General features: G+C 21.6%; 17 protein-coding genes and 1 tRNA gene. 16 read left to right on the top strand and 2 right to left on the bottom strand.

All coding sequences use genetic code 4. The features are described 5' to 3' along the window. Positions 1 to 2: 2 nt before the first annotated feature. On the top strand, positions 3 to 1,706 hold the full coding sequence (locus SDAV_RS00315; protein WP_114564105.1) for a terminase large subunit: 1,704 nt from the start codon (positions 3 to 5) through the stop codon (positions 1,704 to 1,706). 103 nt (positions 1,707 to 1,809) lie between these two features. Here SDAV_RS00315 and SDAV_RS00310 read toward each other — a convergent pair whose 3' ends face one another. Further along, positions 1,810 to 2,019 (bottom strand): hypothetical protein, encoded by a 210-nt coding sequence (locus SDAV_RS00310; RefSeq protein WP_114564104.1) that lies wholly within the window; start codon positions 2,017 to 2,019, stop codon positions 1,810 to 1,812. 138 nt (positions 2,020 to 2,157) lie between these two features. Next, positions 2,158 to 2,553 carry a DUF3800 domain-containing protein gene (locus SDAV_RS00305; protein ID WP_114564103.1) on the bottom strand — a complete coding sequence of 132 codons (396 nt, stop codon included), beginning with the start codon at positions 2,551 to 2,553 and terminating at the stop codon, positions 2,158 to 2,160. Positions 2,554 to 2,808: 255 nt separating this feature from the next. On the opposite strand from SDAV_RS00305, the gene SDAV_RS00300 reads away from it, so the two are divergent. The 15 genes from SDAV_RS00300 (at position 2,809) to SDAV_RS00230 (ending at position 14,005) form a co-directional block, all read left to right on the top strand. Then, positions 2,809 to 4,014 (top strand): phage portal protein, encoded by a 1,206-nt coding sequence (locus SDAV_RS00300; protein ID WP_114564102.1) that lies wholly within the window; start codon positions 2,809 to 2,811, stop codon positions 4,012 to 4,014. Beyond that, positions 3,989 to 5,776: a phage major capsid protein gene (locus SDAV_RS00295; RefSeq protein WP_186823404.1), complete on the top strand. Its 1,788-nt coding sequence runs from the start codon at positions 3,989 to 3,991 to the stop codon at positions 5,774 to 5,776. Before SDAV_RS00300 ends, SDAV_RS00295 begins: the two co-directional genes overlap by 26 nt. A gap of 23 nt (positions 5,777 to 5,799) precedes the next feature. Next, complete coding sequence (locus SDAV_RS00290) at positions 5,800 to 6,168, top strand: phage head-tail connector protein (protein WP_114564100.1); 369 nt, start codon at positions 5,800 to 5,802, stop codon at positions 6,166 to 6,168. Further along, positions 6,158 to 6,484, top strand: coding sequence for a hypothetical protein (locus SDAV_RS00285; protein WP_071937189.1), 327 nt, complete (start codon positions 6,158 to 6,160; stop codon positions 6,482 to 6,484). The genes SDAV_RS00290 and SDAV_RS00285 overlap by 11 nt, the downstream gene beginning before the upstream one ends. Positions 6,485 to 6,494: 10 nt before the next feature. After that, positions 6,495 to 6,893 carry an HK97 gp10 family phage protein gene (locus SDAV_RS00280; protein WP_071937188.1) on the top strand — a complete coding sequence of 133 codons (399 nt, stop codon included), beginning with the start codon at positions 6,495 to 6,497 and terminating at the stop codon, positions 6,891 to 6,893. Positions 6,894 to 6,898: 5 nt separating this feature from the next. Beyond that, positions 6,899 to 7,276, top strand: a complete 378-nt coding sequence (locus SDAV_RS00275) for a hypothetical protein (protein WP_071937187.1) — start codon at positions 6,899 to 6,901, stop codon at positions 7,274 to 7,276. A gap of 15 nt (positions 7,277 to 7,291) precedes the next feature. Further along, the gene (locus SDAV_RS00270; RefSeq protein ID WP_071937186.1) at positions 7,292 to 7,879 is read left to right on the top strand and encodes a major tail protein; all 588 of its coding nucleotides are present in this window, start codon (positions 7,292 to 7,294) and stop codon (positions 7,877 to 7,879) included. Next, a complete protein-coding gene (locus SDAV_RS00265) occupies positions 7,872 to 8,204 on the top strand; it encodes a hypothetical protein (protein ID WP_114564099.1) in 333 nt (110 codons plus the stop codon). The genes SDAV_RS00270 and SDAV_RS00265 overlap by 8 nt, the downstream gene beginning before the upstream one ends. A 187-nt stretch (positions 8,205 to 8,391) precedes the next feature. After that, complete coding sequence (locus SDAV_RS00260; RefSeq protein ID WP_114564098.1) at positions 8,392 to 9,939, top strand: phage tail tape measure protein; 1,548 nt, start codon at positions 8,392 to 8,394, stop codon at positions 9,937 to 9,939. Between the two features lie 9 nt (positions 9,940 to 9,948). Beyond that, entirely contained in the window at positions 9,949 to 10,875 is a 927-nt protein-coding gene (locus SDAV_RS00255) for a phage distal tail protein domain-containing protein (RefSeq protein WP_114564097.1), read from the top strand. A gap of 16 nt (positions 10,876 to 10,891) precedes the next feature. Further along, the gene (locus tag SDAV_RS00250) at positions 10,892 to 11,632 is read left to right on the top strand and encodes a coiled-coil domain-containing protein (protein WP_114564096.1); all 741 of its coding nucleotides are present in this window, start codon (positions 10,892 to 10,894) and stop codon (positions 11,630 to 11,632) included. Beyond that, positions 11,611 to 12,348 carry a hypothetical protein gene (locus SDAV_RS00245; protein WP_114564095.1) on the top strand — a complete coding sequence of 246 codons (738 nt, stop codon included), beginning with the start codon at positions 11,611 to 11,613 and terminating at the stop codon, positions 12,346 to 12,348. Before SDAV_RS00250 ends, SDAV_RS00245 begins: the two co-directional genes overlap by 22 nt. A 147-nt stretch (positions 12,349 to 12,495) precedes the next feature. Further along, positions 12,496 to 12,586, top strand: a tRNA-Ser gene (locus SDAV_RS00240). Positions 12,587 to 13,101: 515 nt separating this feature from the next. Further along, entirely contained in the window at positions 13,102 to 13,608 is a 507-nt protein-coding gene (locus SDAV_RS00235; RefSeq protein ID WP_114564094.1) for a Panacea domain-containing protein, read from the top strand. Beyond that, positions 13,601 to 14,005, top strand: a complete 405-nt coding sequence (locus SDAV_RS00230; protein WP_114564093.1) for a hypothetical protein — start codon at positions 13,601 to 13,603, stop codon at positions 14,003 to 14,005. The genes SDAV_RS00235 and SDAV_RS00230 overlap by 8 nt, the downstream gene beginning before the upstream one ends. Positions 14,006 to 14,069: the final 64 nt, after the last annotated feature.

The raw sequence follows: 14,069 nt of genomic DNA, 5'->3' as shown, positions 1-14,069 counted from the left end.
GAATGCAAGCAAATAATGAAAAAACAAATTTAGAAATATATTATGAATGAATAAATAAAAACTCCAATAAAAATAAAGTTGGAATAAAAATTAAAAAAATTGTTTCCACATTAGTAAAAGAATTAAAATCAAATAAAGATTATTATTTTAATCACAAAGAAGCAAATAAAACAATTAGCTTTATTGAAAAATCTTGTTTTCATACAACTGGAGAATATAATAAACAAAATTTTAAATTAGAATTATGGCAAAAAGCATTTTTAGAAGCATTATATGGTTTTTATGATAAAAAAACAAATTTAAGAAGATTTAAAGAAGCACTCTTAATTGTCGGAAGAGGAAATGGAAAAACCGCCCTTGCTTCTGCAATCGCTTTAAAAAGTTTAATTTTAGATAATGAAGCAAATGCCGAACTTTATTCTATTGCAACCAAACGAGATCAAGCAAAAAGAGTTTATGAAGAAATGCGGCGAATGATTTTTATTAATCCTAACTTAAATAAAATTTTAAAAGTTAAGCGAGATAAAATAGAGTTTATACATAATAATTCTTTTTTTCAACCACTATCATCAGAAACAAAAACATTAGATGGTTTAAACCCCTATTTTGTTGTTTTAGATGAAGTAGCAATGATGGAAAAGCGTGACATTTATGATGTTATGCGAACAGCAACCGCAAAAAGAAAAGATTATTTAATGTTATTAATAACAACCAATGGATCTATTAGAGAAAATATTTTCGATGAAAGATATTCTTATGCTGAGAAAGTTTTAGAAAACACAATAAAAGATAATAAATTTTTACCTTGAATTTATGAACTTGATGAAAGAAATGAATGAAAAAATTTTAACAATCTTTATAAAGCTAATCCAAATTTGGGTATTTCTAAATATATTGATAATTTTAAAGCCGAATGACAAGAAGCATTAATTACACCAACTCAACAACCAAATTTTTTAATTAAACATTGTAATTTAAAGAGCAATTTAGATAGTGCCCTTTTTAGTCGATTAGATTTAGAAACTAAAAATAATAAAATTATTAATACCGATGAATACTTAATAAAAAATAGAATTTGTACTATTGGAATTGATTTATCAAAAACAAACGATCTAAGTGCAGTCGTATTTTTAATCCCAAATTTAGACACAAATGAATTTATATTATTATCACAATTTTTTATGCCAGAAGCAAGAATAATTGAAAAAACAACAGAAGATAAAATTCCATATAAACTTTACCAAGAACAAGGAATATTAACATTATGCAAAGGAGAAGAAATCAATATTAGTGAAATTGTTAATTATATTATAAATATAATGAAAAAATATAATTTAATTTGTTATGGTATAGGATATGATACTTTTAACTCATATCTTTTAAAACAACATTTAGATAATGCAGGATTTTATCTTATAAATAATTTAATTAGATTTGGAGTAAGAACAATTAGCCCAATTATAAAAGCCCTTAAATTAGAATTTGATGACAATAAATTTGTTTTTAATCAAAACCCTTTATTAAAATTACACTTTAATAATGTTGATGTTCTTATTGATGAAGAAAAAGAAAATATGATGCCAATTAAAAGATCAAAAAACAAACGAATTGACGGTTTTATTGCCCTTCTATTTGCTTATAAAATCTTTCGCGATAATAAAGACCGAATTTATATTGAATTATATAAAATATATTCTCAAAAATAAAAAAGAGATTATTAAATCTCTTTTTTAGGTGGGGAAACAAACAATGCTCTTACCGATAGCGGACAAGTCCATACGACCCACCTATAATTATATTATATACTATTTATCATTCATTTCAAGGGTGTTTAACTTCAAAAATATTTTCATCATCATTTTCAATTAAAAAATAAGAAAAAAAATCATTATTATTTCTTTCAAAATTTCTTCAAACAGCATTTGCTCAAAAATCCGATCCTTGTAAAATGAAATTTTTTTTAGAATCAACTATTTGTAATTCATAATTAATTTTTTTAAATTTTAAATAAGGATGCATATTGTTAAAATAATTATTTCATTCATTAAAAGTAAAATTAAAATTATCAATATCTATAATAATTTTTACATTTGATTTATTTTTTATTTTTAGTTTTTTAATTATTTCAGAAACTAAACTTGATATTAAATAAGTTTTTTATATTTCATACATTTTTTTTCTTTCTTTTTTTATTAGTCTTTTAATTTTATCCTTATTTGAATCTTGAATATTTTCTAGCATATAATTATAATTATATTCAATTTCTTTTAATTTATAATAATTTTTTTTATTGGCAACTATATATGCTTTTGAGTAAGAAAAATTAATTATTATATCATAAAATGAATTTCTAGCTCCTCGATTTATTTTTTCACTAGCTTTTTTTTCGGTTATTTTACCAAATTTACTTTGTAAATTATTTTTTCATTTTGTTTCAAATTCAACAACTTTATTAAAATCATTAAAAATTAATGCACCATATACAAAATAACTTTCCTTACTAGTTAAATTAATATTGCCACTATCATCTATAAAAATATAATAATTATTCATATATTTAAATTTTTTTAAAAATTTTTATTAATGTATTTTCTTTTTTAATTTATTATTATCCCTATATATTATAAATTTAATTAAAAAATATTTTTTTGTTAAAATTATTTAATTTTACACTAGTTGATTTTATCATTGTTATATTTTAAAGACAATATAAATTGTCTTTTTTTATTTGACAAATAATTTTAATGACGGTATCATCACGACGACAATAAATGATGGGGTTAATTATTATTGTTAAGGCTGGTGATTATGTTTTGATATAAAAAAAATAAAGAAAATAATAATGATGTAAATAAAACGCCTAAAAATTCTCAAGTTGATATTGTTAAGTTTGAATGAAAAGACTTTTTTACTAATTTTCAGAATAATTATCAAATTGATGTAATTAAAAGCACAATTAATCGGATTGCTACTGATATAGCACAAGTATCAGTTAATACATATCGCCAAAATGAAAAAATAAAAAAATCTAATTTTGATTATTTATTAAATTTGAGACCAAACAATTTAATGAGTAGTTATGATTTTTATTATAAGATAATTACTAATTTATTTTTGCAAGGGAATGTTTTTATTAAAATAGAAAAAGATATTAATGATAAAATCATTTCTTTAATTCCAATCGAATACAGCACTATTGAATTATTGTCTAAGGATAATGAATTATTTATAAGATTTTATCAAAATAATAATGCATTTGAGATATTACCGTATTCTCAAATAATTCATCTACGGAAATTTTATAATAAAAATTTCTTAGGGGATAATCCTAATAATTCGCTTGAACCAAGTAAAAGAATATTAGAAGAAATGACAAACTCTATTATTAACAATTTTAAAGAAACAAATTCTTTAATGGGGATAATTACCACAAATATGCCACTGGGGCCAACTGGTGCTCCTACGCAGTTTAACCAAGAGAGATCCCAAATGTTGCCAGTTTTACCAGTTGAAGATATTAATTTTAAAAATACCAATTTTAGTAATAAAAGAGTTGCGTATTTATCTTATGGACAAGATTTTAAAAAAATTGATAGTAATATATCAAAGTTTAGTAAAGAACAAAATGAATATTCTGAAAATTTAATTTATAAATTTTTTAATATAGCACCCGAGATTGTTAAAGGGACTTATAATTCAGAACAATTTTTAAGTTATTTATCTACTGTAATTCATCCAGTTTTAAGACAATTAGAAAAAGAATTTACCTTTAAAATTTTTACTAAAAAAGAATTAGAATTAGGGCAATATTTTGAGTTTGTATTAGATAGTAGATTAATAATATTAAACTTATCAAATAGTTTAAAAGGTGTTGAACTTGGTGCAATAAACCCAAATGAAATAAGAAAATTATTATTTGGTTTAGATCCTTATGAGGGAGGAGATACCTTTTTAAATTGAAATTATGGAAAAGTAGATGATGAAAAAAATGGAGAAAACAATGGACAACAATAAAATTATTAATAATGAAATTACTAAAAAAATTGATTTTAATATAAAAAAAATAAAAGAAATAAAAGAAGATAAATTTAGTACAAACGAAATTATCGGAATAGCAAATAAATATGATGTAGTTGATTATCACAATGACATTACTGACTACAAAAGTTTTGAAAATGATTTAAAAAATGGTAAAACTGTGCCAGTGTTTTTATCTCATAATCACGAAAAAATTTTGGGTGTTGCAGATTTAGAAAACCGAAAAGACGGATTATGGGCAAAAATTAAAATATATACTAATACTAATTATGGAAAAGAAACTTACGAAATTGCTAAACAAATGCAAAAAGATAATAGACCAATGCAGTTAAGTATAGGATATCGTATTTTAAAATCAGAACCAACAGAAATAAACGGCCAAGTTGTTCGTTATTTAAAACAAATTGAAGTTGACGAAATTTCTTTGGTTCCATTAGGAGCAAATCCACAGAGTAAAATACAAGAAATTAAAAATATCAAAGGAGAAAAAAACATGGAAAAAGTGAATTTAAAAGAATTAAATGACAAAATTATTGATTCCAACAATGAATTAGAAGAAAAAAAAGAACAATTAGAAAATATGGAATTAAAGAAAAATAATTTATCTAATAAAGAATTACAAGAACAAAAAGAGTTATTAACTGCAATTAAAAAATTAAATGAAGAAATTACAGAAACTCAAAAAATAAGAAATGAATATTTAGAAAAAAATATTAAAAATATTGAAAACGGAAATAGCACAATTTTACAAACATTAAGGGGAACAGAACAAATGGAAATTAAAACTATCTATAATCAAAAAGATATTTTAGATACAAGAGAATATAAAAATGCATGATTAAAAAAAATGCAAAGACAACAATTAACGCCACAAGAAACAAAATTCTTACAAGTTGGAACAAATCCAACTGGAAATGAAGATGCGAGTCCGCTTGTACCTACTACAATATGAAAAAACATCTTAAATGAAATTAAATTAACTTCTAATTTAATTAATGAAATAACTATTTTAGAGCACCGAGGAAAATTAGATATTGCGTATGAAAAAGATTCAACAGCAGCTAAATTTGTCACAGAGGGGCAAGAAGTAAAAGGAGAATCAAACTTAGATAGTATTAAATTTGATGGTCACATTATTGCCACTTCGCTTGAATTTTCAGAAACTACAAGATTTATGACGATTGAAGATTTTGAAGCTTTTGTAATTAGAGTAATTACAAACAGAATTAAAGAGGGTATTGAACAATCAATCGCCACTGGAACTGGAAAAGGTCAACCAACTGGAATATTATCAGATACAAGCATTAAAAGTGTAAAAATTAAAGAATTAAATTACGATGCTATTATTGAAATGATTAAATCATTAAAATTAGGATATTCAAATGGTGCTAAATTTGTAATGAATAACGAAACATTCTGAACTATTCAAAATATTAAAGATAAAAATGATCGCCCTATTTGAAACCACAATATAAGTTCAGATGGAGTCACTAATAAAATCTTAGGTTATGAAGTTGTTTTAACAGACACATATCCTACATTTTCTAAAACAAATAAAAATAATTGTATTTCTTTTGGAAAATTAAATACTTATTATGTAAATTTCCAAGAACCTTTAACTCTAAGATATTCTGAACATATCGGAATTAAAAAACTTTTACATACTTATGTGGGAGCAGCCATTTTAGACGGGAAAGTTGTTGAAAAAAATGCTTTTGTAAATTTCCAACCTGAGTAATTTAAAAATAAAGGAGGATCAATATGGACTTATTAAATTTTGTTAAATTAAGTTTACGAATTCAGCATAATTTATTTGATGAAGAAATAAAAACTTTAATTCAATCAGCTAAAAATATTTTAATAAATTCAGGTCTTCCTTTTCAAATTATTGAAGAAGCAAATGATGAACAATTAAAAAATATTATTTCTATTTATGTTAAGGAAAATTTAGGGCGTGAATTAATTGGAGAAAAATTTTATACTATTCTTAACTATAATATTCAACAATTAATGTATAAATATGCTAATTATCCACAAACAACGATATATCAATTAGAAAAAGAACTCACAGAATTAAAAAAGAAATTAAAAGATATTAAAAAACTAGAAAAAAATAAAATTGAAAGATAATTTAATTTTATTAAATGATTATGCTTTTCTAATTGATAAAGAAGATGACGAAAATCCATTAAGTCATAAAAAAATAACTAAAAATAAAAAACAAGTATTTTGTGATATTAAATCAATTTATGCTAATGATTTTTACACCGCTAGAATGGCGGGCATAAAATTAGAAATAAAATTACTTATAGATAAATATATGTATGATAATGAAAAATTTATTTTAATTGATTATAAATATCAAAATAATTGACAAGAATATGAAATTATTAGAACTTATGACAGACAAGATGGATTTTTAGAACTATTTTTAAGTTTAAGATAAGGTGTTAAAAATGAAAAAAAGTAATTCAGTAGTTGATATATTTGATTTTGTTGCAGACTCAATCCAACAATATACTTATGATATCCAAGAACAAATAAAAGCAGAAATTAAAAATGTAGGTGAAAAAATATTGGCAGAAATTAAAATTACTTGCCCTATTAGCAATAAACATTTAACAAAAAGAAGACATTTAAAAGATTATTTTGTTTTTAAAATAAAATTAACCAAAGATAAAATAATTGGTGTAATTTATGCCACTAAACAATATCAAATAATCCACTTATTAGAATATGGATATATTAATCATTGAAATAATGAAAAAATTAATCCTCGCCCATTTTTACGAAATGCTTATAATAAGTATATTGATGAATATATTAAAAAAATAGAAACTATTTTAAAATATTAGTTAAGATGATTATTAATAATAAAAGAGAGCAAAATATTAATTTAATTATTGAATTATTAAAAAAACTTTATCCAACTAAAAAGATTAAATATACATTTTTTAATTTTAATGAAGATAATTTCAATAACATTGAAAATAATATAACTTTTTATAGAATTAATGATAATACCTTTTTTTCATCAGATAATATTAATAATTTTATAAGACAAACATTCCAAATTTGCTTTAATTTTAAAAATGAAATTAATTTTAATGAAATTGAAAAACTAGAAAATGAATTAATAAATAAAAAAATAAATTATCAATTAGCACAAGAGTTTTATTTATACGAACAAAATTTATATATCGTAATTTATGAAATATTTTTGTTGCTAAAAAGATAAAAGGAGAAAATACAAATGAATAACAACATTATTGAATTTGGACTAGAAAATGTTCATTATGCAAAATTAAAATACAATCAAACAACAAACAAAACAGAATATGCAATCCCACAAAAAATATTAGGAGCAGTAAATTTAAGTTTAAATGTTAGCGAAAACACTAATACCTTTTATGCTGATAATAAACCATACTATATTTCACATTCTTTTCAAGGTTATAGTGGTAGTTTAACAATAGCAAAACCATCTGATGATTTTGAACAAGAAATTTTAGGAATTGAAAAAGATAAAAATGGAAATTATATTGAAAAATCAACTAGTTTAAAGAGTGAGATTGCTTTGGGGTTTGAAATCAAAGGTGATTTAGAAGAAAAAAGAATTTGACTTTTAAGAGTTAATTTAAAACGCCCCAACCAAACTCATAACACTCAAACCGAAAATGTAAACCCAGATACTTATACTTTTGAATTAAACGCCTTACCACGAATTGAAGATAATGTTATTAAAATTAAAACAACAAAAAAAGCTAATGAAAATAATTATAATAACTACTTTTCCCAAGTTCCAAAATTAGAAAAAGAAGAAAAAAACGAAAATGAATAGATATTTAGAAAGTTTAAAATTAAAAGTTAATATAAGCACTTATGCATTAATTATTTATGAGGATTTATTTGGTTCATACGGAGAATTGTTAAATAAATTAGAAAAAGACAAATATGAATTTTCATTTATTTTAAAATTATTATTTTCTTTTGCGAAAGCAGCTGATGAAAATCAATTTAAAGATTTTAAGGAATTTTGTCAAAAAATTACATTTAAAGAAATTACCGAAAATGTTAATGAAATTAATAACTTAATAATGGAATTTGTAGGTGCTAGTGTTAATGACAAAAATTTACAGGAATACGGCGAATTAACAAAAAAGTAGATTATAAATTTAATAAATTTACTCCTAACTTATTACTATGACTTAGTCATTTAGGGTTTTCAATTATAGACAGCAAATATATTAAATTAAAAACATTAATAGAAATTATAGAAATTTATAACAATCAAAATAAAAGATTAGCAACACAACAAGATATTAATAAATTTTTTTAAAGGAATAGTTAATTATGGCAAAAGAAATTAAAGGAATGAGCATAACTCTTGATAGTAATGTTTTAGAATTAAATAACAATTTTAAAAAAATAGCCGATAACATAAAACTATCAGGATCTAAATTAAAAAATTTTGATAATAATTTAAAATTTAAAAACGGTGATGAAATTGATATTTTAAATGAAAAATTTAATGAATATAAAAATATCATTGATAATATTTCAGAAAAAAAAGAACTTTTAATTGAAAAATATAATCAATTAAATAAAGCCATTTTAGAAACACAAGAAGCATTATCAAAAACAAACGATACTGCCGAAAAAGAAAAATTAATACAAAAACAAAATAAATTAAATAAAGAATATGAATATACAAAAATAAATATTGATGCATCTAATCGCAGTCTAAACAACTTTAATGAGAAATTAAAAAATACTGCCCAAGAAATAAAAAATATTCCCTTTAAAAAATTTGAAGAATTTGGAACAAAGTGTCAAGAAATCGGAAAAAAATTAAGCACACATATTACAATACCCATTTTAGCAATCAAAGGAATTTTAACAAAAATAACTGTTGATACCGCCAAATATGCTGGTGAGCTTAAAAAAACATCAAAAGAAATTGGTATAACAGCAGAAAACTTACAAATATTTCGTTATATTGCAAAAAGAACTGGAATTACTAGCGAAGAATTAGAAAAGAGTTTTAAAAAATTACGACAAGGTATTAGTGCTATTTCTTATGGAATATCAAATGAAACAACAGAAGCTTTTAATAAATTAGGAATTAACATTAAAAATAATGAGGGATCTTTAAAAGATACAGGAACTATTTTTTTAGAATTAAAAAAATCATTAGAACAAATAAGTGATGAAACTGAAAAAAATAATTTAATAATGGATATTTTTGGTTCTAAGTTAGGAAAAAACCTTATTCCAATGCTTGCCTTATCAGATCAAGAAATTAAAAAAATGACAAACAACATTAAAGATTTAGGTATTGTTTCAAATGAAAATGTTGACAAAACAACAATATTAAATAAAAAATGAAATGAATTTAAACATGTTATTAATATTACAAAAATGAATTTAGCATCCGCCCTATTACCCGTGTTTGAGTCTTTGGTTTCTTTTTTAGAAGTCAGTTTAATACCAATTATTAAAGGAATAACAAATTTTTTTAATATGTTTAATGATACAACCAAAAAAACTATTTTTATTATTTTGGGAATATCAGCAAGTTTGGGGGCTGTTGTTTACACAATTGGAAAAATAATAAATGTTATTAGTTCATTAAAAACACTTTTATTAGGAATGGCAAAGCACCCAATTCTTTATGGTGTTTTAGTTAGTTTGTCTGCCTTAGCTGCTGGTGGGGTATGATTATATAATAAATTTAATAAACCACCACAAAACATTAACCAAGAAAGCCAAACTAATAACTATAATAAAATTGAAAATAAAAATGAATTTAAACCAACAATTATTATTGAAGGAGAAAATGATAAAGAACGAGCTGAAAAAATACTCGAATATATAGGGCAATGAAATAATAGAGTATAGGGAGAAAATATGTATAATTTACCATTTAGAACTTTTAAAATTAGTAATAGTAAAGATAATTTAATTAATTTATGTGATTTAGATAATATCATTATTTTATCATTTAATGGATTAAATATTAATTTTGATAATAATTATTTAAACATCGATAATAATTTTATTTTAAATAATAGTAAGCATTCTTTAAATCAAATAAATTTTAAATTATTATTTATAGGCCCAAATCCCTATGGTAAATTTAATGATTTTATTAATAAATTAAATATTAATTTAGATAATAAATCTTCCCCCTTTTTATTATTTTATAGTTTTTGAATAAATGAAAAAACAAAATTGGAATATTATTGTGAGGTAATTATTAAAAGTATTATTAAAACAGAATTGAATAATAATAATGATTTAGAGGTTGATTTTATTTTAGAACAATTAACTAACTGAAAAAAAGAAGAAGATAAATTATTTGAAATTAAACCAAATAAAACAAGCGGAAAAAGATACAATGAACATAATAACAAATATTATTTTAAGTTAAATCGCATTAAATATACCAATCAATATAATGAAAAAATTAAAATTAGTAATAATAGTTATTTAGCATCAGATACTCTAATAACAATCAATGGTCCCACAAAAGACCCATATTTAAAATTAGAAAATATTAATGGTAAATTAATAAGTGAGCTTAAAATTAATGCTGAAATAAATGAAAATGAAAAAATAATAATAGATAGTAGAATAAAAACTCAAAGCATTATAAAAGTTGATTTAAAAAACGAAAAATCATACAACATATATCAATATCAAGATTTTAAATACACTAATTTTATTCAAATTCCACCAGGAAACTATCATATTTTATATTCTTCTAACCTTTCAAAAGACAAACAAGTTGGAAATATTAATATTAAAAAATTTGAAGAATATATTTTAATTTAGAAAAAGGAGAAATTAAATGGGTGTAGGAAGTTCAACAAAAAGACACTGAAGTGACGAAATAATTGCAATTAGAGAAGATAAAAAAGAAATTATTAATAAATTAAAAAACAATACTTTAAATGCAGAAATTGTAAAACAAATCCAAGAATTAAAAGAAGAAATATCAGAATTAACAAAAGAAATTAATGACGAAAAAATTAATTTTGATGAAGTTGTAAAATTAAATCCTCAACATGCCGAATGATTATTACAAATTCCTGATTATAAATTAATGATTGATTATCTTGATGAATTATCTAATATTGTGCTTGAAATTAATAAAGCACAACAAGAAGCAGAAGAAAAAGCAAGACAAAAAGCAAGAGATGAATTATTAAAATTAGAAATTAAAAAAGATAAAAATATTTATCAAGATAATAGAACTAAATTAATTATATTTGGAGTTGATTTTGAAAAAGGATCTTTATTTTATAAAGATAATTGTATTGTTGAAAATTATAAGATATTTTTAGATATTTATACCCCGCAACTATCAACTTTTAATGCTTATAATTATTATAATCTTAATGTTGAAATTGAAGACATTGTTTGTATTTTGAATAACGAAAATCAATTATATATTGGAATTATTACTCATATTGAAAAAAACAAAGATGAAAATTTATATACCTTTACTACTAAAAATATTGAATCTATTTTTGATTTTAAAATTTACAACATATATAAAAATAAAAGTTGATATATTTTTTTACTTTAATAAAAATTATTTATAAAAATCTTCCCTTTATTAAACTTAATAAAAAAATTAATGATGAAAATAATAATAATCCTAAATTTTTTGAAGAAAATGAAGAAAAAGAATTTAATTGTTATCAATTTATTAACAAAATATTTAAAATAACAAATATATTTTTAAAATTTAATATTGATTTAAAAAATTTTTTTTTAAATTGTGACATTTGCAAAGATGGACAAGAAGATATCAAATTAAATAATTATAAAGTAAAAGATAATATTAAATGTATTACAAATATAGAAATTGAAGAATTAAACCAAAAAAGTATCAACAGAATTGATTTTTACCAAAAAAACAACTCAAGCAGTTACACAAGAGCAAACTTATTAAAAAATAATACAATCTCTTATGATGAAAATAATAATAATAATAATTTACAAAATAATTTAATAAAAAATAAAATTTATGAATTAGAAGAAAAAGACTTTACCTTAGAAAATATTATAACTATTAGCAATCAAGAATTTAAGTTAAGTGAATACTCACACCTCATAAAATTTGATATCACAAAAGATAACAATATTTTAAATTTAAACAATTTACAATTAAGAGATAAATTTACCCTATTATTTAACAATAAAGAATATAACAGCATTTTATCTGGGATAATTTTAGAAAGCAATAAAAACACAATTACTCTAATATTCGGCCAAGTAAGATTATGAAGTAAGTTTTAACATTTATTAACTAATATGCCCCTTAAAACAAGTAATAAAGGTATTTACAAGCAATTATATTTTATATAATTAATGAGAAAAAATAGAAAGAATATAGGTAAATATTAAAATGATTTACTATAAATGACATTTTTAGTATTTCTATATGGAACAGTACTCAAATTGGACAAGAGGACATCCTGCTAAGATGTTAGGTCGGGTAACCGATGTGAGAGTTCGAGTCTCTCCTGTTCCGCCATTTAATAAAAAGTAAATATAAAAAAAGAGATATTAAATCTCTTTTTTTTATTTATAGTATTGCACAGACTATTGACTGGCAAGGTTTCTTTTCTTTATTTAAACTTGCAAGTAGAACCTAGAATAACTCGCAACATCACTTGCTATTTAATTATAGCATGTTTTTATAAAATTAAAGGAAAAATAAAAAAATATGGTATTATATATACAAATTTTCATTTATTATATATTTGACAAATATTTTTAATGACGGTATCATCACCACAAATAAGTTATGTTTCTAGTTGTAAGAATATCTATGGTGTTCTATTGCTTTTACTCGTAAACCAAAAGGGATTTTACTTATTTTTTAACCCTTAAATTAACTATTGAATGAAAACTAGATATAATAGTTATTAAGCAATACAAAAAAGAGATTTAATATCTCTTTTTTTATTTAATTAAATTAAAATATATGCAACAATATTTTATTTTTATTATATAATTAATTATATTTATCAGAAAGGAAATAAAAAAATGAAAGCATATAAATTAAGCGAATACATAATACAGCGTATTTATGAAATTAATAACGGTGTTGAACATAAATGTGAAATTACACAATTAAAATTGCAAAAAAGTCTTTATTTTATATATGTATATTTTTTAGTTAACAAACAACAAAAACTTTTTAATGATAAATTTGAAAGATGAGATCTAGGACCAGTAATTAAAAACATTTATAGTAAATATAAAAAATATAGAGACAAACCTATTGAAGTTCCAAAAAACAAAGTAAAATTGAATAAAATAACTAATTTAGAAAAAATAGAATTAGATTCATTATTATTTGAATTAAATAAATTTTCAACAACTAAACTAATTGATTTTTCACATGAATGTGATCCATGAAAAGAAACCCCAAAAAATAAAAATATTAGTGATGAAAAAATTATAAATTATTACTCTAAAAATGATTTATTTAAATTATTAGGAATAAAAAATTATACATTATTAGATTTAAGTACAATACGGTATGATTAGTATTAAAAATATCATCATAGGTGGAATTATTCATATTGGAAAAAAATTTCGTTCAATAGATAATTTTATTTTAGAAAACAGATATATGTGTATTTTAGGTTATTATGAATCTGAAATAGCAATTTTACCAATGTCTACATATAAAGATGAAAAACATAAAATAGAAAAAAAAAATAAAATAGAAAATTTAGATTATTCATTAAAACATGGAAATGTTAAAGATGGATATATTAAGTGTGATCAGATATACTTATTATCAATAGAAGATTTTAATGAATTTGAAGAAGTTGAATTTAAATTTAAAATGGATAGTGAGTTCTTTGAAATTAATTTAATAAATAAAATTAAAGAATTAAAACAAAAAAATAAAATAAAAATAAAAAAAATAAATTTTTAAATAAAAAAGAGATTTAATATCTATTTTTTTATTTGTTTATTTGACAAATAATTTTAATGACGGT

Origin of the sequence: Spiroplasma phoeniceum P40 (genome assembly GCF_003339775.1) — a bacterium.
GTDB lineage: Bacteria > Bacillota_I > Bacilli_A > Mycoplasmatales > Mycoplasmataceae > Spiroplasma > Spiroplasma phoeniceum.
Note: the sequence above shows the minus strand (reverse complement) of the source record. Positions and strands in the feature narration are given on the sequence as shown.